Source organism: Streptomyces sp. NPDC020996 (assembly GCF_040641355.1).
Classification (GTDB): Bacteria; Actinomycetota; Actinomycetes; order Streptomycetales; family Streptomycetaceae; genus Streptomyces.
Window position 1 is genome coordinate 1 of sequence record NZ_JBFADM010000106.1, and the last position, 17,964, is coordinate 17,964.

Here is a 17,964-nt window from a genome sequence, read left to right on the forward strand (position 1 = left end):
GCACCTCACCGACGTGCTCCGCCAGGCCGCCGCCCACCCCGGCACCGCCCTGATCGAGATCTACCAGAACTGCAACATCTTCAACGACGGCGCCTTCGAAGCCCTCAAGGACAAGCAACAGGCCCAGGAAGCGGTGATCCGGCTGGAACACGGCAAGCCCATCCGCTTCGGCGCCGACCTGTCCAAGGGGGTCGTACGGGATGCGGCCACCGGCGACCTGAAGGTCGTCGCGGTGACCCCGGAGAACGAGGCCGACGTCCTGGTGCACGACGCGCACTCCGCATCGCCGACGACAGCGTTCGCCCTCTCCCGGCTCGCCGACCCCGACACCCTGCACCACACCCCGATCGGCGTGTTCCGGTCCGTGGAGCGGCCGGTGTACGACACGCTGATGGCCGACCAGCTCGACACCGCGATCGAGCAGAACGGCAAGGGCGACCTGGCGGCGCTGCTCGCGGGCGGGGACACCTGGACGGTGGTGGGCTGAGGTACCGCTCCGCGCGTTGAGAGGGCCCGGATGCGCCATGGGCGATGGCGTGTCCGGGCCCTTGGCACGTCATGACACAGACCCCCGCGCCGCGTCGTACCTCTCCCGCGCCTGCTGCACCGCCGCCATCCGTTCCTGCGTCCACTCCGCCAGCGCACGCACCTGCTCGGCCGCCTCACGGCCGAGACCGGTCAGGGAGTAGTCGACGCGGGGCGGAATCACCGGCTTGGCGTCCCGGTGGACCAGGCCGTCGCGTTCCAGGGTCTGGAGGGTCTGGGTGAGCATCTTCTCGCTCACCCGGCCGATGGCGCGGCGCAGTTCGCTGAAGCGGTGCGGGCGGTCGAGGAGCTGGATCAGGACCAGGACGCCCCAGCGGCTGGTCACGTGCTCCAGGACGAGGCGGTAGGGACACATCGCCTCGCCGGTGTCGTACGGGGCGGCTGCCCGGGCACTTACTTCCATGCAAGTACCTTACTTCAAGGTGGGTACTTTCTTTTAGTTAGCGCTCGACCTAGGGTCGGTGGCAACGCACCCCCACAAGGAGTTGTCACCATGAGCATCGTCGTCACCGGAGCCACCGGACACCTCGGCCGTCACGTCGTGGAGCAGTTGCTGGAGAAGGTCCCTGCCGAGCAGGTCACCGCCGTCGTGCGCGACGAGGCGAAGGCGGCCGGTCTCGCGGCGCGCGGCGTGCGGCTCGCGGTCGCCGACTACAACACCCCGGAGACCTTCGACGGCCTCTTCACGGCCGGCGACAAGGTGCTGCTCATCTCCGGCAACGAGTTCGACAAGGGCCGCGTCGGGCAGCACGAGGTGGTCATCGGCGCCGCGAAGACGGCCGGCGTCGCCCTGCTCGCCTACACCAGCGCCCCCGGCACCCTGACGGCCGCGCTCGCCGACGACCACCGCGCCACCGAGGAGGCACTCCTCGCCTCCGGCGTCCCCTACGTGCTGCTGCGCAACGGCTGGTACCACGAGAACTACACCGAGAACCTCGCCCCGGTGCTCCAGCACGGCGCCGTCGTCCAGGCCGCGGGCGACGGCCGGCTCTCCTCCGCCGCGCGCGCCGACTACGCGGCCGCCGCCGTCGCCGTCCTGACCGGCGAGGGGCACGAGAACCGGACGTACGAGCTCGGCGGCGACCAGGCGTGGAGCTTCGCCGAGTACGCGGCCGAGCTCAGCAGGCAGACCGGCAAGGAGATCGCCTACCGCCCCGTCTCCGTCGAGGACTACACCGGCATCCTGACCGGCGTCGGGCTGCCCGCTCCGCTCGCCGCGATCCTCGCGGGCGTCGACGCCTCCATCGAGAAGGGCGAGCTGGTCGTCGACAGCGGCGACCTCTCCCGCCTGACCGGCCGGCCGACCACCCCGCTCGCCGACGCCGTCGCCGCCGCGCTCAAGGGCTGACGCGGCAGGCGTACGTCCGCGTCCCGAACACCCCGCCTGTCATGACCGTATGCCGATACGGGTATGACAAGCGGGGTGTCCGGCGTTACCTTCGAGGCCGGTACGCGTGTGCGACCGGGCGAGAAGGAGGTACCCGTGACCGGGGAGTCGAGGAGCGAACGGCGCACAGGTCTGCTGAACGGCTTCGCGGCCTATGGGATGTGGGGGCTCGTGCCCCTCTTCTGGCCGCTCCTCAAGCCGGCCGGCGCGGTCGAGATCCTCGCTCACCGCATGGTCTGGTCCCTGCTCTTCGTGGGCGCCGCGCTGGTCTTCGTACGACGCTGGGCGTGGGCCGGAGAACTGCTGCGGCAGCCGCGCAGGCTGGGGCTCGTCGCGGTCGGCGCGGCGTTCATCACCGTCAACTGGGGCGTCTACATCTGGGCGGTGAACACCGGGCACGTCGTCGAGGCCTCGCTCGGGTACTTCATCAACCCGCTGGTCACCATCGCCATGGGCGTGCTGCTGCTGAAGGAGCGGCTGCGGCCCGTGCAGTGGGCGGCGGTCGCGATCGGGTTCGCGGCCGTGCTCGTGCTCACCGTGGGGTACGGGCGACCGCCGTGGATCTCCCTCTGCCTCGCCTTCTCCTTCGCCACCTACGGGCTGGTGAAGAAGAAGGTCAACCTGGGCGGCATCGAGTCGCTGGCCGCCGAGACCGCGATCCAGTTCCTGCCCGCCCTGGGCTATCTGCTGTGGCTGTCCGCGCACGGTACGTCGAGCTTCACGGCCCAGGGGCCCGGCCACGCGGCGCTGCTCGCCTCGACCGGCGTGGTGACCGCGCTGCCCCTGGTGTGCTTCGGCGCGGCGGCGATCCGCGTGCCGCTGTCCACGCTGGGGCTGCTGCAGTACCTGGCGCCGGTGTTCCAGTTCCTGATCGGCGTCCTGTACTTCCACGAGGCGATGCCGCTGGAGCGGTGGGCCGGGTTCGCGCTGGTGTGGCTGGCACTGTGTCTGCTCACCGGGGACGCGTGGCGCACCGCGCGGCGAGTGCGCGCCGCGGTCCGCGTGCCCCGGGTCGACACACCCGCCCCGGCCCCGGCTTCGGCACCGGCTTCGGCTTCGGCGCCGGCTTCGACTTCGGCTTCGGCTTCGGCTTCGGCAGACGCCTGACCGGCTCGGCACCGGCCGGTCAGGCCCGTCCCCGGCTCCGGTGTGCCCGTGCCTTCTCCCTGTTGCCGCAGTGCTCCATCGCGCACCACCTCCGCCGGCCCGGTCGCGAGGTGTCGACGAAGAGAAGATGGCAGTCGTGGGCGTCGCAGACGCGGATGCGGTCGGCGTAAGGGCCGGTGAAGAGGCCGACGGCGTCCCGGGCGACGGTCGACAGCAGCGCGGTGGCCGTGGCGCCGGGCGCCCAGGCGTGCGTGCCGTCCGGGGCGATGCGGGCGACGAGCGGCGGCTCGGCCGCGGCGGCGTTGACGACGTCCAGGTCCCGGGGGTCGAGGCGGCGGCCGTGGGCACGGGCGGCGGTGAGGCGGAAGAGGGCGTCACGGACGGTGCGCGCCCGCGTCAGTTCCCGGTCGCTGACCGACACCTCGAGACCGTCCGGGAGGCGGCTGCGGGTCACCCAGGCCGCCAGGTCGGCCGGCTGGTGCAGCACCTCGTAGCGCGCGAACGCGCCGGGGCCGCCGGTGGTCAGCAGTTCCAGGCACAGGGCGCCGGGGTCGAACCGGTAGGGCTTGCCGTCGTACGAGGTCAGCGTCATGCCCGGCGGCCGCTCAGGCGGTCGGGGGCGTCCGGGTGATTCCGGCGGTTCCGGCGGTTCCGCCGCGCGCTCGCTCACATAACCAGTATAAGTGGTTACATGGATACTCGACCGGCAGGACCCGTTCACTTCAAGCTCGTCGTCGACTCCGGAGATCCGCACGCGCAGGCCGACTTCTGGGCCGCGGCACTCGGCTACGAGGCAGAGGACAACAGCGCCCTCGTCCGGCGGCTGCTGCAGCTCGGCGCCCTGCCGGCCGAGGCCGCCGTCGACCATCACGGCCGCCCGGCCTTCCGGGACCTGATCGCCGTACGGCATCCGGACGATCCCTACGACGCGGACAGCGGGACCGGACTGGGGCGGCGGCTGCTGTTCCAGCGGGTGCCGGAGGCGAAGACCGGCAAGAACCGGCTCCACCTCGACCTGCATCCCGGCGACGGGCGGCGGGACGGCGAGGTCGAACGGCTGGAGGGGCTGGGCGCGAGCGTGCTGCGGCGGGTGAAGGAGCCCGCCGGGGAGTGGGTGGTGATGGCGGACCCGGAGGGCAACGAGTTCTGCGTGCACTGACGCCGTCGCCGGGGCCGGCACGGCGTCGGTCAGCGTGCGGCGGTTCGGCGTGCGGGCGGGGGCGGGTCGGCGTCGGTCAGTGTGCGGACGGTTCGGCGTGGCGGCGGGCGCGGGCCGTGAGGCGGCCCATGCGGGCGCGTGCCGACTCCAGCCGCTCGATGTCGTCGGCGGCCGGGCCGCCCTCGGCCGCGAGTTCGGTCCACAGGCCGATCAGGTCGCGGCCCAGTGCCAGCCCCTGCTCCGGGTCCCGCACGGCACGCCAGGCGGTGGCCGCGCTCTGGATGTTGCCGTACGCCGCCTCCGCGTCGCGGGTGCGGAAGATGCGGACGAGGGCGAGGGAGAGGCGGAAGGAGCGGACCGGATCGCCGGCCAGGTAGGCGACGTACGCGGTCAGCTCGCGCAGCCGGAGGACCTCCGGGTGCTCCGCGCCCAGGGTCGTGGACGCGTCGGCGATCGTTTGTTGCGCCAGCTCCGCCGCCACCTCCGTACGGCCCGACCTGACCGCCTCGCCGATGCGGGCCATCGGCTCCGTGAGGGGCGTGGGGACGGCGGGCGGGCGGTCGTCGAGGACGGCCTCGGCGACGGCGTCGAAGCCACGGGCGGGGGTGGGGGTGGGCCTGGGTTCGGGTTCGGGTTCGGGTTCGACGGGGATCAACAGGGGCTTGGGAGCGGGCCGGGAACGGACCTGGGTCACGCGCTCGGGTACGTGTTCGGGTCCGTCCTCAGGGCCGTGCTCGGCCTGCGGCGGCACTGCGTCCATCAGCGGGGGCGGGCCGAACGCGCCGGTGGGGGGCGCCACCGTGCCGGAAGCCAGGTCGTGCGCGGCTCCCGACGGTTCCGGCACGGCCCGCAGCGCGAAGGTCCGAGCGTTCCCGCCCGGCTGCTGCGGCTCCGGTACCGCCCGCAGCGGGAAGGTCGGCACGGCGTCCCGCACGGGCTCGGCGGCCGCCCGCACGACGTACTCGGGCGTGCCGCGCAGCGGCCCCTCCGGCCGCTCCGGCTGCCGCGCCCGGTCGGACTGCCCGTGCTCCGGCCGCGTACGCTCCGGCGCGGGCCGCGGTTTCCCGGCCGGCCGGACCGCCGCGCCGTCCTCCGGCTCGGGCATCCGCACCGGCTCCCCCGTGAAGCCGCTGGAGCCGTCGGGGCCGACCTCGAGGTGGACGACGTAGCCGATGCGCTCGTCGTGGACCGTGGCGTGCACGGGATGCCCGGCGGTGGCGGCGAGGCGGTGGAGGTGGTTCAGCACGGCGTTCTGGATCTCCTCACCGGCGGGCGCGGAGACCGGGACGCCGTCCACCGAGGCGGCGCCGGCGCCCGAGACGCGGACGTCGATCGGCGGCGCCGCGAGGGCCGCGGAGAGCGCCGCGGCGCGCTGGGTGTCCCGCTTCTTCTCGCGGCTGAGTCGAGTCATCGTTCCCTCACTCGGATGCGTCGGGAGTCGAGCGGACGACGCGTTCGGGTCCATGGTGCTCCCTCCCGCCGTCGGGCCCGTGCTTCCCCGGCGTCACGATCCGGTCGTGCGCGTATGGTCGAGTCTCTCCGGTCGCTCCCGGTTCTCACGTCACCGCAGCGTCACAGACTCGTCCCAGGACCCAGGACCCAGGACCCATGGTTCGGGACCAGGATCCAGGACGCAGGGGCCATCCCCCGGCCCCGGCCCCGGCGCTACGCCGTGATGTCCTTCGCCGTGAAGCGCGCCCACGCCGCCGAACCGAACACCGCCGCGTACAGGGCCTGCAGGCCGAGGTTCCTGACCAGGTCGTCCCAGTAGACCGGGTCGCGCATCAGGTCGGCGAAGGACAGCCAGTAGTGGGAGAAGAAGTACGGCTGAACGGCGTGGAGTTGGGGGATCTGGTCGAGGATCTGAATCGTGATCAGCAGGCCCACCGTCGTCGCCATCGCCGCGATGCCGCTGTTGGTGAGCGTCGACACGAACAGGCCCAGAGCCGCCATGCCGACCAGGGACGCGGCGACGACCAGCGCGATGAGCAGGGCCCGGCCCAGGCCCTCGGCGAAGCCGATCCGCGTGCCGGAGATGGTCGTGAGGTCGCCGAGGGGGAAGAGGAGGGCGCCCACCGTCAACGCGGACACGGCGACCACGAGGGTGGCGACCAGGCAGAACGACAGCACGGTCGCGTACTTCGTGAGCAGCAGGCGGGTACGGCCGGCGGGGGCGACCAGGAGGTAGCGCAGGGTGCCCGCGTTCGCCTCGCCGGCGATCGCGTCGCCCGCGACGACGCCGATCGCCATCGGCAGGAAGAACGGGAGCGTCGCGGCCAGCGCGGTGAAGACCAGGAACAGTCCGTTGTTGGTGATCTGCGAGATGAAGGCCGGGCCCTCGCCCCCGCCGCGCCCCACCGACGGGCCGTCGCTCGTCTCGATCTTCACCGCGATCCCCACCAGCACCGGCACGGCCGCCAGCACGCCCAGCAGGGCCAGCGTGCGCCAGCGCCGGAAGGTGGTGCGCAGTTCGCTGCGGAAGAGGCCGAGGGACCACAGCGGATTCGGTGTGCGCACCTCGGCGACGCTCTCAGCCCGCGACATCGAACCCCTCCCCCGTCAGCGCCACGAACGCGTCCTCCAGCGAGGCCCGCTCGACGCCGAAGCCGCGGACCCGGACGCCGGCCGTCACCAGCGCGGCGTTGACCTCCGCGAGGTCGCGGTCCGGCGGCTCGGCGGTGACCCGGTCGTCGGCCACGACGACGTCGCCGGCGCCCTGTTCCTTCAGCACCCGGGCCGCGTCCTGCGGGTCGGGCGTGGTCACCACCAGGCGGCCGCGCGTCCCCGCCGCCAGGTCGGCCACCGCGCCCTGCGTGACGAGGCGGCCCTGCGCCATGACCGCGGCGTGCGTGCAGACCTGCTCGATCTCGTCGAGGAGGTGGGAGGAGAGGAAGACGGTCGTGCCGTCCGACGCCAGCTCCCGCACCAGTGAACGGATCTCCCGCATGCCCTGCGGGTCGAGGCCGTTGGTCGGCTCGTCCAGCACCAGCAGCCTGCGGGGCCGCAGCAGCGCGGCGGCGAGGCCGAGCCGCTGCTTCATGCCCAGCGAGTAGGCCCTGGCCTTCTTGCCGGCCGCCGTCGTCAGCCCCACCCGGTCCAGCGCCGCCGCGACGCGCGCGCGCCGGGTGCGCGGGTCGGCGGTCGGGTCGGCGGCGTCGTAGCGCAGCAGGTTGTCGCGGCCGGAGAGGAAGCCGTAGAGGGCGGGGCCCTCGATGAGGGCCCCGACGTGCGGGAGCACGGCGCGCGCGGCGCGTGGCATGGGGCGCCCGAGGACGTGCGCCGTGCCCGACGTCGGCTCGATCAGGCCCATCAGCATGCGGATGGTGGTGGTCTTGCCGGAGCCGTTCGGACCGAGGAAGCCGAAGACGCTGCCCGCCGGGACGGTCAGGTCCAGGCCGTCGACGGCGAGCTGCCCGCCGCGGTAGCGCTTGGTGAGCGCGCGGGTGACGATGACGCCGTCGCCCGCGCCGTGCGCGTCCGGCTCCGTGGCGGACGTCTCCTCCATCGGCTCCCTCGATCCGTCGTGCCCGTACGGTGGCCCGTGCGGTGGCCCGTGCGGTGGTGTCGGCCCTACGGTGATTGTCGGCCCGTACGGTGATTGTCGGCCCGTGCGGGGTTACTTCCCTTCGCCGGCGGCCTTCACCAGCGCGTCCTTGGTCACGGCGCCGACGTAGACCTTGCCGTCGTCGGTGACCAGGGCGTTGATCAGACGGGTCTTGAAGACCGTGCCCGAGCCGAAGCTGCCGGACACCTTGTCGCCGAGCGAGTCGAGGAAGCCGCCGAAGGCGCCGTCGGCGCCGGAGCCGGAGCCGGAGCCGGACGGGACGCCCTGGCCGCCGTTGTCGAAGACGGCGACGGAGTTCCAGCCCTCGCCGATGACGTTCAGCCCGTCGGAGCCCTGCCCGAAGCCCTGCCCGAGGCCCTCGGTGCCCCCGTCGCCCTTCCGGGCGTGCCCGGTCGTACCGCCCGTACCGCCCGCACCGCCCGCACCGCCCTCGGTGATCTTCGCGCCCTTGGGAGGCGTGAAGTCGAAGGTGGACGCCGCCGGCGCGGCGAAGCTGACCTGGGTGAAGCCGGCGTCGACCACCGCGGCGCCGCCGCTCGCGGGCGTCAGCGTGAACTTCAGCGGCATCCCGGTCTTCGCGTCCACGGCGACGGTGATCTGGCCGACGGTCGAGCCGGACTGCTTCGGCTTGACGACCAGGCGGTAGGCGTCCCGGCCGGCGACCTGCGCGGTGCCCTCGACGGTCACCGAGGTCGTGTCGTCGACGGCCTTCAGGGCGTCCTCGGTGAGGTCCTTCGGCGTGGCGGGCAGGTCCTCCCGCCGCTGCTCGCGCGCCGCGCCACCGGAGTCGGTCGCGTGGTAGACCTCGTTCGACTTGCTGTCGTAGCCCCACACGTCCTTGCCGTTGCGGAAGAGGCTGTACTCGGCCGCGTCCTCCAGCAGGGACAGCTTCTGCTTCTCGGGGCCGTCGGCCGCCACGCGCAGGGTGTGGGTGCCGGAGGCCAGCTCGGGGAGCTTGGTGGACGGGTCCGCGGAGGAGCCGTCGCCGCCGGACCCGGAGGCGCCGGAGGCCAGCGAGCTCTCCAGCCCGCCGAAGTCGGGCAGTCCCAGGTCCGTGCTGATCTTCACCGTGCCGGACAGCTGTTGCACGTCCGACTTCGCGATCTTCTCGATGAGCTGCTGCGCGCTGATCTTCGGCAGGTCGGGGTCCCCGGAGTCGGCGAGCGCGGGGACCAGCCCGATGGTCGCCGCCGCCACCCCCACGACCGCGACCGGGACGACGTACCGCGCGGCCTTGCGCCGTCCCGCGCGCAGGTCGTCGGACTCCCCGGCGATCGTGCTGTCGTCGGATCCGTACGGTGCCATGTGTGCCTTACCTCCGTCGTCGGCGGCGGCTGCTCCACTCACGATTCACCCCGAGCCGCCATTCTCACCCGAATCGGTGAGGATTGGTGTTTTCCGTGGTCTCCATCTGACCAAATCGCCCGTCAGGAAGCGTCAGACCGCGGAGCCAACTCCGTGTACGCCTGGGGTATGACACGAGAGGGCGGCGCGTCCGCCTACCCGTAGGGGTGCGGCGCGGCGGCGTGACGTACGCCACTCAGTGAGCGGCTCCGACTCGGAGACGAGTCAGGACAAGTCGCACCGCACCGCATCGAACCAGACAGAACCTGGCCGCCGGGAGTGTCACCCGGCGCGGTGCACCACCGCGTCGCACAGCTGCACCAGCGCCGCCTTCGCGTCGCATTCCGGGAGCGGGGCGAGGGCCGCCCTGGCGTCCTCCGCGTACCGCACCGTGTCGCGCCGCGCCTGCTCCAGCGCGGGATGCGCCCGCAGCTCCGCCAGCGCCCGGGCGTGCCGCGCGTCGTCGCTCAGGTCGGAGTCCAGCAGCTCGCACAGGGCGATGTCCTCGGCGAGCCCCAGCCGGGCCGCCCGCTCCCGCAGCCGCAGCACCGGCAGCGTCGGGACGCCCTCCCGCAGGTCCGTGCCCGGGGTCTTCCCGGACTCGTGCGAGTCGGAGGCGATGTCCAGCACGTCGTCGGCCAGCTGGAAGGCGACGCCGAGCCGCTCCCCGTACTGGGTGAGCACGTCGACGACCGTCTCGTCGGCGCCGGACATCATCGCGCCGAACCGACAGGACACGGCCACCAGCGACCCCGTCTTGCCGCCCAGGACGTCGAGGTAGTGCTCGACGGGGTCCCGGCCGTCCTGCGGGCCAGCGGTCTCCAGGATCTGCCCGGTGACCAGCCGCTCGAACGCCTCGGCCTGCACCCGGACCGCCTCGGGCCCCAGGTCGGCCAGGATGTGCGAGGCGCGGGCGAACAGGAAGTCGCCGGTGAGGACCGCCACCGAGTTGCCCCAGCGGGTGTTCGCACTGTCCACGCCGCGCCGCACCGCCGCCTCGTCCATGACGTCGTCGTGGTACAGGGTCGCGAGGTGGGTCAGCTCCACGACCACGGCCGACGGCACGATCCCCGGCGCGTACGGGTCACCGAACCGGGCGGCGAGCATCACGAGGAGCGGACGGAACCGCTTCCCGCCCGCCCGCACCAGGTGCTGGGCGGCTTCCGTGATGAAGGGGACCTCGCTCTTGGTGGCTTCGAGCAGTCCCTCCTCGACAGCCGCCAATCCGGCCTGGACATCGGCTTCCAGAGCCTGGTCCCGCACGCTCAGCCCGAATGGCCCGACGACGGTCACGAGGGGTCTCCTGTCTGCTGGTGTCTGCTGGCGATTACACGGTTTGTCGATAGGTCGCTGCCCCCACTCAAGTCAGCGTATCCGGTCGGCTTTCGATCACCCATGCCGCCCACCCGTCCAGCACGGGCGGTATCGGATCACGGCTGCCATGTTTTCGATCACCAGATACGAACGGACATTTATAGACATACCCGATCGGCCGACAAGGGAAGCGAGCCGGAGCCCTGGGGCCGAGCAGCGCCCGCACCGAGGCCCCTTGACGTGGGCACGCAAGGCGACCCCTGCGGCGCGGGATGGCACAGCCCGGCCCGCGGGAGGGCACCGCCCGGCCGGCGGCCACTCACCGACCGCCGGCCGAGCCACCACGCACCCGCCCATGCCCGCCGGGTCGCCCACAGGCCCTCCACACCGAGCCGCCCACAGGCCGCCCACAGGCCGCTCACCGACCCTCCACCGAACCCATCACCAGGCGGCAGTCCGCCCACATGACACCACCCCGACCCACGAGCGGCCCATTGCAACCGAGTTGGCCTCATTGACCGTTTTGCCGCACTTGTGAAAGCCCGTGAGTTGGCTCACGCCCGCCCCCGTACCGCCGCCCGCGCGCCACACCCTCACATCCCTTTCACCGCCGCCCATTTGACCCTTGGCTGCCGCAAAGGATCAAGCACCCCATAAGCCCCACATCAAGGTCAAAAAGCCCGGCATACGAAACCGCCACTTGTTCCGGACATGTGCTCTCGCATACGTTCCCGGCCTGTCGGGCGGACGCCGAATCCTGCCGCCGCCCGGGAACAGCCATCGACGAACTCACGCACGGCAGGAGCGGGGGAACCAGGTAAGTCGCCGGACCGGGCACCGTACCGGGCCGGCTAGGGGTGAAGTCGCGTCGCCGCAGGGCGAGGCGGCCGGGCATCTCCCGCCCGAACCCGACAGCTCACCTCGCAGGCGCCGGAGAGGAACCGTCATGTCTGCAGCTGCCCGGCACCCCCGCGTCAGAAACTCCCGTCTCGTCCGCAAACTCGCCGTCGCCGGCACCGGCCTCGCCGTGCTCGCGCTGCCGCTCGTCGGCGCGACCGAGGCGTCCGCGGCCACCTCGACCACCGTCACCGCCGCCTCGCTGGGCTACCCCAACAACCTCGACGGCTGGATCCGGGCCTCCCTCAGCGTCATGGCGCAGCACGGCATCCCGGGCTCCTACAACGGCATCTACCGCAACGTCATGCGCGAGTCCTCGGGCAACCCGAACGCGATCAACAACTGGGACTCGAACGCCGCCGCCGGCACCCCCTCCAAGGGCCTGCTGCAGGTCATCGACCCGACGTTCGCCGCCTACCACGTGCCCGGCACGTCGTACGACCCCTACGACCCGATCGCGAACATCACCGCCGCCTGCAACTACGCGGCCAAGCGCTACGGCTCGATCGACAACGTCTACGGCGCCTACTAGGCGCGGCTATCAGGCCCCGGAGAACAGCCGCTCGAGGACGACGGCGATGCCGTCGTCCTCGTTCGACAGGGTGATCTCGTCGGCGACGGCGAGGAGTTCGGGGTGGGCGTTGGCCATGGCGACGCCGTGGGCGGCCCAGTCGAACATGGGGATGTCGTTGGGCATGTCCCCGAAGGCGATCGTCTCGTGCGGACCCAGGCCCAGGTGTTCGGCGGCCAGCGCGAGGCCGGTCGCCTTGGTGACCCCGCACGGCTGGAGCTCGACGGTGCCGGGTCCCGACATGGTGACCGTGGCGAGGGGACCGACCACCGCGCGCGCCGTCTCCGTCAACTCGTCGTCGCTGAGGTCGGGGTGACGCAGCAGCACCTTGCTGATCGGCGCGCTCCACAGGTCGTCGCGCCGCCCGACCCGCACGGCGGGCAGGGTGGGGTGCGGCATGAGGTAGCCGGGCTCGATGAGCGTGAGCCCGTCGACGCCGTCCTGGTCGACGGCCGCGTACACCTCTCCCACCTCGGCCTCTATCTTCCCGAGCGCGGTCTCGGCCAGTTCCCGGTCCAGGGTGACGGACCACAGCAGGCGGTCCGCCGCGGCGTCGTAGACCTGTGCGCCCTGCGCGCACACCGCGAGCCCGCCGCCGCCCAGGGCGTCCAGCAGCGGCCGTACGCGCGGCGCCGGCCGGCCCGTGACGACGAGGTGCCGGGCGCCGGCCTCCGCCGCCCGCGCGAGCGCGGCGAGGGAGCGGTCGGAGAGCGTGTCGTCGCTTCGGAGCAGGGTGCCGTCCAGGTCGGTGGCGACGAGTGCGTATGCGGTGGGTGCGGCCATGATCAGAGAATACGGACCGGGCGGCGCGCCGACTCACCGCGCCCGGACGGCGGTTGCGGAGCCCCGCCCCGCACCCGGTTCCGCACACCCGGTTCCGCACACCCGGTTCCGCACGCCCGGTTCCGCACGCCCGCTTCACCGCACCGACATCGCCGAAGGAGCCCTCGGCCGGCAGCCCGGTGAAGGACGGGCCCGGCACCGACGACACGAAGCTCGCGCCCCGTCTTGGCGGGCCGCGGCTCACCACGCGGTACCCGACACTGCCCAGGACAACTGCCCAAGGCAGGCGACTCGGCCGTAACGTGTGGCGCGGCCACATGACGGTACGCGCGGCCCCATGACGGCACGCGACACATGGTGAGAGTGAGGCAGCACCCATGCCCCCCTTCGATGTCCCCGAGGGCGACCCCTTCGGCCCGCACAACCTTCCCTACGGCGTCTTCTCGCCCGAGGGGTCCGCCGACCGGACCGTGGGCGTCCGCCTCGGCGACCACGTCCTCGACGCGGGCGCGGCGGCGGTGGCGCTCGGCTCCCCGTACGCCTCCCTGCTCGCGCGGCCCTCGCTGAACCCGCTCCTCGCCGCGGGCCGCACCGCCTGGTCGGACGTGCGGCGCGCGCTGACGGCGTGGGTGACCGTGCCCGCCCACCGGGAGACGGTCGAACGGTTCCTGCACCCGCTGTCCGCGGTGACCCTGCACCTTCCCTTCGAGGTCGCGGACTACGTCGACTTCTACGCCTCCGAGAACCACGCCCGGAACGTCGGGCAGATCTTCCGCCCCGACGCCGCCGACTCGCTGACCCCCAACTGGAAGCACCTGCCGATCGGTTACCACGGCCGGTCGGGCACGGTGGTCGTCTCCGGCACGGACGTCGTCCGCCCGTCGGGGCAGCGCAAGGCCCCGAGCGACGCCGCGCCCGTCTTCGGACCGTCCGTACGGCTGGACATCGAGGCCGAGGTCGGCTTCGTGGTGGGCGTGGAGTCGCGGATGGGCCGGCCGGTGGCGCTCGGCGACTTCCGCGACCACGTCTTCGGGCTGTGCCTGCTCAACGACTGGTCGGCGCGCGACATCCAGGCCTGGGAGTACGTCCCCCTCGGCCCGTTCCTCGGCAAGTCCTTCGCCACCTCGGTGTCGGCGTGGATCACCCCGCTGGACGCGCTGGAGGAGGCCCGGGTGGCGCCGCCCGAGCGCACGCACCCGCTGCTGCCCTACCTGGACGACTCCGGCTCCGTGGACGAGCCGGGCGGCTACGACCTGAGGATCTCCGTCGCGATCAACGGTCACGTCGTCTCCGAGCCCCCCTTCTCCACCATGTACTGGACGGCCGCGCAGCAACTGGCGCACATGACCGTCAACGGGGCCTCGCTGCGGACCGGCGACCTGTACGGCTCGGGCACGGTGAGCGGCACCGAACCGTCGCAGCGCGGGTCCCTGCTGGAGCTGACCTGGAACGGGCGCGACCCGCTCGAACTCCCCGACGGCAAGCGCACGTTCCTGGAGGACGGGGACGTGGTGACGCTGTCGGCGTGGGCGCCCGGACCGGGCGGGGTCCGCGTGGGCCTCGGCGAGGTGACGGGGAGGGTAGTGCCCCAGCAGTGATCCATCCGGCGGGACCGGGCCCACGTCACCCGGGCTGCGACGGCCCGGGCGGGCACCCCGGGGTGACGTGGCCCCGGGGCAGCTCGGAGTGCGGCCCGGAGTGACGTGGCCCGATGAGACGGCCGGGCGGCGTGACCGGACAGCCGGAACCCGGACAGCGGGACCGGACAGCCGGAACCCGGACAGCGGGACCGGACAGCCGGAACCCGGACGGCGGGACCGGCACGCGGCCGGGGCGGAACTGTGACGGTGGCGGCACGTGACGTAGTCGTCCGCTTCCGTCTCCTGACTCCCGCGTCCGCCGCCGTCATACTGGCGGCTGGCGCGTCGTCCTTCGGGTCCGTACGCCGGCATCACCGCACCCCTCCTCCGACCAGCAACCGGAGTTCGTGGCATGACCGTCTGTCTGCTCCTGCTGAGCGTCGTCGCCCTGACGGCCGCCGTGCCGGCGCCGCGTGCGCTGGTGCGGGCCGGGTGGCCCGACCGGGAGCCGGTGGTCGCGCTGTGGGTGTGGCAGTGCCTGGTGGCCACGGTCCTGCTGTGCTGCCTGACCGCCCTGCTGCTGGGCGCCGCCGCCGTCTTCGGCACCGTGCGCGCCCAGCTCTTCGCGCCCGCGCCGGCCGCGGTCACCGCCGCGTACGACCTGTCCGCCGCCCCGCCCTGGGCCGCCGCGCTGACCCTGCTGCTGGCGTGCGGCGCGGCCTGGACGACCGCGATGCTCGCCCGGGAGCTCGTCGAGGCGCGCCGGCGCCGTGTCCGGGCCCGCGCGCACCTCCGCGAGCGCGCCCCCGAACTGCCCGCCGGGCTGGGGGAACCGGCACGCGGCCCGCTGCTGGTGCTGGAGGACGAATACCCGGACGCCTGGTGGATGCCGGGCAGCCCGCCCCAGCTGGTCGTCACGACCGGCGCGCTGCACCGCCTCACCGACCACCAGCTCAACGCCGTCCTCACCCACGAGCGCGGTCACGCGCGCGCCCGCCACGACTGGCTGCTGCACCTGTCGACCGCGCTGGCGACCGGGTTCCCGCGGGTGCCGTTGTTCGCCCACTTCTGCGACCAGACGCACCGGCTGGTGGAGCTGGCCGCCGACGACACCGCCTCCCGCCGGTGGGGCCACCTGACGACCGCGCTGGCGCTGATCGAGCTGAACCAGCACCGCGGCGTCCTGTCCTGCGCCTCCAGCCACCGCCTCCTCGGCGAGCGTGTCGACCGGCTCCTCGAGCCGCCGCCCCGGCTGGGCCGCCGGGACCGGGCGCTCACCACGACGGCGGCGGCGCTGGTGCCGTTGCTGCCGCTGCTGATCGCGTTCGCCCCCGGCCTCACGGCACTGAACTGACCGCGATGTCCCCGACAGCCCTACACGCGCTATCCCCGAAAGCCCTGTATCCGCATATCCCTACATCCAGTCGTCCGGTTCCGGCTCCGCGTCCATCTCGGGCCAGTCGTGACCGTCGCCGGGGTCGCCGCTGCCGGGACCGGCGGTGCCCGGTCCGCCGCTGCCGGGCTCTCCGTCCGTCGCCGCAGCCGTGCCGGGTGCCCCGCTCAGAGCGGCCAGCACCGCGAGGACGCCCTCCCCGTACGTCGCCAGCTTCTTCTCGCCGACCCCGCTGACGCCGCCGAGCTGCGCGACGGACGTGGGCCAGGCCGTGGCGATCTCCCGCAGCGTGGCGTCGTGGAAGATGACGTAGGCCGGGACGCCCTGTTCACGGGCCTGTTCGGCGCGCCAGGCGCGCAACGCCTCGAAGGCGGGCTGCAGTTCCGCGGGCAGCTCGGCCGCCGCGGCCCTGGGCTTGCGCTCGCCCCGCCCCGAACCCGCACCCGCGCCCGCCGAGCCCGACCGCGAGGTCGTCGGCCTCTTCGGCTCCTTGCGCAGCGGCACCTCCCGCTCGCGCCGCAGCACCGAACCGCTGGCCTCGGTCAGCACCAGCGTGCCGTACTCCCCCTCGACCGCGAGGAGTCCCTGCGCCAGCAACTGCCTTACGACGCCTCGCCATTCGCCCTCGGTGAGTTCCTCGCCGATGCCGAAGACCGACAGCTGGTCGTGGTCGAACTGGATCACCTTGGCCGTGCGCCGGCCCAGCAGGATGTCGACGATCTGCACCGCGCCGAACTTCTGGCCGCGCTCCCGCTGCAGCCGCACCACCGTCGACAGCACCTTCTGGGCCGCGACCGTGCCGTCCCAGGTCTCGGGCGGCGCCAGGCAGGTGTCGCAGTTGCCGCAGCCCGCCGGGTCGGGGTCCTGCCCGAAGTAGGCGAGGAGCTGGCCGCGGCGGCACTGGGCCGTCTCGCACAGCGCCAGCATGGAGTCGAGATGGGCGGCCGCGCGGCGGCGGAACGCCTCGTCGCCCTCCCCGGACTGGATCAGCTTGCGCTGCTGTACGACGTCGTTGAGGCCGTACGCCATCCAGGCCGTCGACGGCAGTCCGTCGCGGCCCGCGCGGCCCGTCTCCTGGTAGTACCCCTCGACGGACTTGGGCAGGTCGAGATGGGCGACGAAGCGGACGTCGGGCTTGTCGATGCCCATGCCGAAGGCGATGGTCGCCACCACGACCAGGCCGTCCTCGCGCAGGAACCGGGACTGGTGCGCCGCGCGCGTGCCCGCGTCCAGGCCCGCGTGGTACGGCACGGCCTCGATGCCGTTGCGGGAGAGGAACTCGGCCGTCTTCTCCACCGAGTTGCGCGAGAGGCAGTACACGATGCCCGCGTCACCCGCGTGTTCCTCGCGCAGGAAGCTCAGCAGCTGCTTCTTGGGGTCGGCCTTGGGGACGATCCGGTACTGGATGTTGGGCCGGTCGAAGCTCGCCACGAAGTGCCGGGCGTCCGGCATGTTCAGCCGCTGCGTGATCTCCTGGTGCGTCGCGTGCGTGGCCGTCGCCGTCAGCGCGATCCGCGGGACGTCCGGCCAGCGCTCACCGAGCAGGGAGAGCGCGAGGTAGTCGGGCCGGAAGTCGTGGCCCCACTGGGACACGCAGTGCGCCTCGTCGATCGCGAAGACCGCGATCTTGCCGCGGGAGAGCAGGTCCAGCGTCGCGTCGAGCCGCAGCCGCTCCGGCGCCAGGTACAGCAGGTCCAGCTCGCCGGCGAGGAACTCGGCCTCCACCACCCGGCGCTCGTCGAAGTCCTGCGTGGAGTTCATGAACCCGGCGCGCACGCCCAGCGCCCGCAGCGCGTCCACCTGGTCCTGCATCAGCGCGATCAGCGGGGAGACCACCACGCCCGTGCCCGGTCTGACCAGGGACGGGATCTGGTAGCACAGCGACTTGCCGCCGCCGGTCGGCATCAGGACGACCGCGTCGCCGCCGGCCACCACGTGCTCGATGACCGCTTCCTGCTCGCCGCGGAAGGCCTCGTATCCGAAGACCCGGCGCAGCGTGGCCAGCGCCTCGCTGTCGGTCGTCCCCGGGTCCGTCATCACTGCCATCTCGCTGATCCCGCCCGTCCCGCCCGTTGTCCGGTTCCCCGCCCGTGGTCCCTCGACCACTGCCTCCACGATAGGGCTCCGCACCGACAGGCCCACGAGTTATCCACAGGCTGGTGGGAGTACCGCTCCATGCCGTCGAGCGCCTGCCGCGCCGTCGCGGCAGGTCGCGCAGTTCCCCGCGCCCCTCAAGAGCGCGGCGGCCCGGCACCCGTGCCTCACCGACCAGCTCGACGACCCGGTGGACGTGCTACGTTGCCCTGGGAGCGGGCGCC

15 protein-coding genes, 1 pseudogene and 1 riboswitch are annotated in these 17,964 nt (G+C 72.9%); of the genes and pseudogenes, 7 read left to right on the forward strand and 9 right to left on the reverse strand.

What is annotated here, in order from left to right; genetic code table 11:
* A pseudogene (locus tag AB0G63_RS37635) lies at positions 1 to 487 on the forward strand (2-oxoacid:ferredoxin oxidoreductase subunit beta); the annotation flags it as partial.
* A gap of 69 nt (positions 488 to 556) precedes the next feature.
* Here the strand turns inward: AB0G63_RS37635 and AB0G63_RS37640 are convergent.
* Positions 557 to 949 carry a helix-turn-helix domain-containing protein gene (locus tag AB0G63_RS37640; RefSeq protein WP_360759929.1) on the reverse strand — a complete coding sequence of 131 codons (393 nt, stop codon included), beginning with the start codon at positions 947 to 949 and terminating at the stop codon, positions 557 to 559.
* 90 nt (positions 950 to 1,039) lie between these two features.
* Here AB0G63_RS37640 and AB0G63_RS37645 point away from each other — a divergent pair, with 90 nt between their 5' ends.
* Both AB0G63_RS37645 and rarD read left to right on the forward strand, forming a co-directional pair.
* Positions 1,040 to 1,894, forward strand: coding sequence for an SDR family oxidoreductase (locus AB0G63_RS37645; protein WP_360759932.1), 855 nt, complete (start codon positions 1,040 to 1,042; stop codon positions 1,892 to 1,894).
* Positions 1,895 to 2,029: 135 nt separating this feature from the next.
* Complete coding sequence (gene rarD / locus AB0G63_RS37650; protein WP_360759935.1) at positions 2,030 to 3,040, forward strand: EamA family transporter RarD; 1,011 nt, start codon at positions 2,030 to 2,032, stop codon at positions 3,038 to 3,040.
* 19 nt (positions 3,041 to 3,059) lie between these two features.
* Here the strand turns inward: rarD and AB0G63_RS37655 are convergent, their stop codons facing one another.
* Positions 3,060 to 3,632 (reverse strand): CGNR zinc finger domain-containing protein, encoded by a 573-nt coding sequence (locus AB0G63_RS37655; protein WP_360759938.1) that lies wholly within the window; start codon positions 3,630 to 3,632, stop codon positions 3,060 to 3,062.
* A 99-nt stretch (positions 3,633 to 3,731) separates the two neighbouring features.
* On the opposite strand from AB0G63_RS37655, the gene AB0G63_RS37660 reads away from it, so the two are divergent.
* Positions 3,732 to 4,199, forward strand: a complete 468-nt coding sequence (locus AB0G63_RS37660; protein WP_360759941.1) for a VOC family protein — start codon at positions 3,732 to 3,734, stop codon at positions 4,197 to 4,199.
* Between the two features lie 76 nt (positions 4,200 to 4,275).
* Here AB0G63_RS37660 and AB0G63_RS37665 read toward each other — a convergent pair whose 3' ends face one another.
* From AB0G63_RS37665 to AB0G63_RS37685, 5 genes are all read right to left on the reverse strand, one after another.
* On the reverse strand, positions 4,276 to 5,610 hold the full coding sequence (locus AB0G63_RS37665; protein ID WP_360759944.1) for a tetratricopeptide repeat protein: 1,335 nt from the start codon (positions 5,608 to 5,610) through the stop codon (positions 4,276 to 4,278).
* A gap of 254 nt (positions 5,611 to 5,864) precedes the next feature.
* Positions 5,865 to 6,743: an ABC transporter permease gene (locus tag AB0G63_RS37670; protein ID WP_360759947.1), complete on the reverse strand. Its 879-nt coding sequence runs from the start codon at positions 6,741 to 6,743 to the stop codon at positions 5,865 to 5,867.
* Positions 6,730 to 7,704, reverse strand: coding sequence for an ABC transporter ATP-binding protein (locus AB0G63_RS37675; protein WP_360759950.1), 975 nt, complete (start codon positions 7,702 to 7,704; stop codon positions 6,730 to 6,732). Before AB0G63_RS37675 ends, AB0G63_RS37670 begins: the two co-directional genes overlap by 14 nt.
* A 111-nt stretch (positions 7,705 to 7,815) precedes the next feature.
* Complete coding sequence (locus AB0G63_RS37680) at positions 7,816 to 9,069, reverse strand: DUF2092 domain-containing protein (protein WP_360759953.1); 1,254 nt, start codon at positions 9,067 to 9,069, stop codon at positions 7,816 to 7,818.
* A 321-nt stretch (positions 9,070 to 9,390) separates the two neighbouring features.
* On the reverse strand, positions 9,391 to 10,401 hold the full coding sequence (locus AB0G63_RS37685) for a polyprenyl synthetase family protein (protein WP_360759956.1): 1,011 nt from the start codon (positions 10,399 to 10,401) through the stop codon (positions 9,391 to 9,393).
* Between the two features lie 792 nt (positions 10,402 to 11,193).
* A riboswitch (cyclic di-AMP (ydaO/yuaA leader) is annotated at positions 11,194 to 11,367 on the forward strand.
* Position 11,368: 1 nt separating this feature from the next.
* Here AB0G63_RS37685 and AB0G63_RS37690 point away from each other — a divergent pair.
* The gene (locus AB0G63_RS37690) at positions 11,369 to 11,851 is read left to right on the forward strand and encodes a transglycosylase SLT domain-containing protein (protein WP_360759958.1); all 483 of its coding nucleotides are present in this window, start codon (positions 11,369 to 11,371) and stop codon (positions 11,849 to 11,851) included.
* A 9-nt stretch (positions 11,852 to 11,860) separates the two neighbouring features.
* Here the strand turns inward: AB0G63_RS37690 and AB0G63_RS37695 are convergent, their stop codons facing one another.
* Positions 11,861 to 12,673: an HAD family hydrolase gene (locus AB0G63_RS37695; RefSeq protein WP_360759961.1), complete on the reverse strand. Its 813-nt coding sequence runs from the start codon at positions 12,671 to 12,673 to the stop codon at positions 11,861 to 11,863.
* Between the two features lie 377 nt (positions 12,674 to 13,050).
* Between AB0G63_RS37695 and fahA the strand changes: the two genes are divergently transcribed.
* A complete protein-coding gene (gene fahA / locus AB0G63_RS37700) occupies positions 13,051 to 14,271 on the forward strand; it encodes a fumarylacetoacetase (protein ID WP_360759964.1) in 1,221 nt (406 codons plus the stop codon).
* A gap of 394 nt (positions 14,272 to 14,665) precedes the next feature.
* Positions 14,666 to 15,607 (forward strand): M56 family metallopeptidase, encoded by a 942-nt coding sequence (locus AB0G63_RS37705; RefSeq protein WP_360759967.1) that lies wholly within the window; start codon positions 14,666 to 14,668, stop codon positions 15,605 to 15,607.
* 60 nt (positions 15,608 to 15,667) lie between these two features.
* On the opposite strand, the gene recQ is transcribed toward AB0G63_RS37705, so the two are convergent.
* Entirely contained in the window at positions 15,668 to 17,692 is a 2,025-nt protein-coding gene (gene recQ, locus AB0G63_RS37710) for a DNA helicase RecQ (RefSeq protein ID WP_360759969.1), read from the reverse strand.
* Positions 17,693 to 17,964 lie beyond the last annotated feature (272 nt).

Bases quoted from the DNA above. Each gene is read 5' to 3' on its own strand.
- AB0G63_RS37665 (WP_360759944.1), bottom strand. From the start codon at position 5,610: ATGACTCGACTCAGCCGCGAGAAGAAGCGGGACACCCAGCGCGCCGCG.
- AB0G63_RS37695 (WP_360759961.1), bottom strand. From the start codon at position 12,673: ATGGCCGCACCCACCGCATACGCACTCGTCGCCACCGACCTGGACGGC.
- fahA (WP_360759964.1), top strand. From the start codon at position 13,051: ATGCCCCCCTTCGATGTCCCCGAGGGCGACCCCTTCGGCCCGCACAAC.
- AB0G63_RS37655 (WP_360759938.1), bottom strand. From the start codon at position 3,632: ATGACGCTGACCTCGTACGACGGCAAGCCCTACCGGTTCGACCCCGGC.
- AB0G63_RS37675 (WP_360759950.1), bottom strand. From the start codon at position 7,704: ATGGAGGAGACGTCCGCCACGGAGCCGGACGCGCACGGCGCGGGCGAC.
- recQ (WP_360759969.1), bottom strand. From the start codon at position 17,692: ATGGCAGTGATGACGGACCCGGGGACGACCGACAGCGAGGCGCTGGCC.
- AB0G63_RS37705 (WP_360759967.1), top strand. From the start codon at position 14,666: ATGACCGTCTGTCTGCTCCTGCTGAGCGTCGTCGCCCTGACGGCCGCC.
- AB0G63_RS37640 (WP_360759929.1), bottom strand. From the start codon at position 949: ATGGAAGTAAGTGCCCGGGCAGCCGCCCCGTACGACACCGGCGAGGCG.
- AB0G63_RS37690 (WP_360759958.1), top strand. From the start codon at position 11,369: ATGTCTGCAGCTGCCCGGCACCCCCGCGTCAGAAACTCCCGTCTCGTC.
- AB0G63_RS37670 (WP_360759947.1), bottom strand. From the start codon at position 6,743: ATGTCGCGGGCTGAGAGCGTCGCCGAGGTGCGCACACCGAATCCGCTG.
- AB0G63_RS37680 (WP_360759953.1), bottom strand. From the start codon at position 9,069: ATGGCACCGTACGGATCCGACGACAGCACGATCGCCGGGGAGTCCGAC.
- AB0G63_RS37645 (WP_360759932.1), top strand. From the start codon at position 1,040: ATGAGCATCGTCGTCACCGGAGCCACCGGACACCTCGGCCGTCACGTC.
- AB0G63_RS37660 (WP_360759941.1), top strand. From the start codon at position 3,732: ATGGATACTCGACCGGCAGGACCCGTTCACTTCAAGCTCGTCGTCGAC.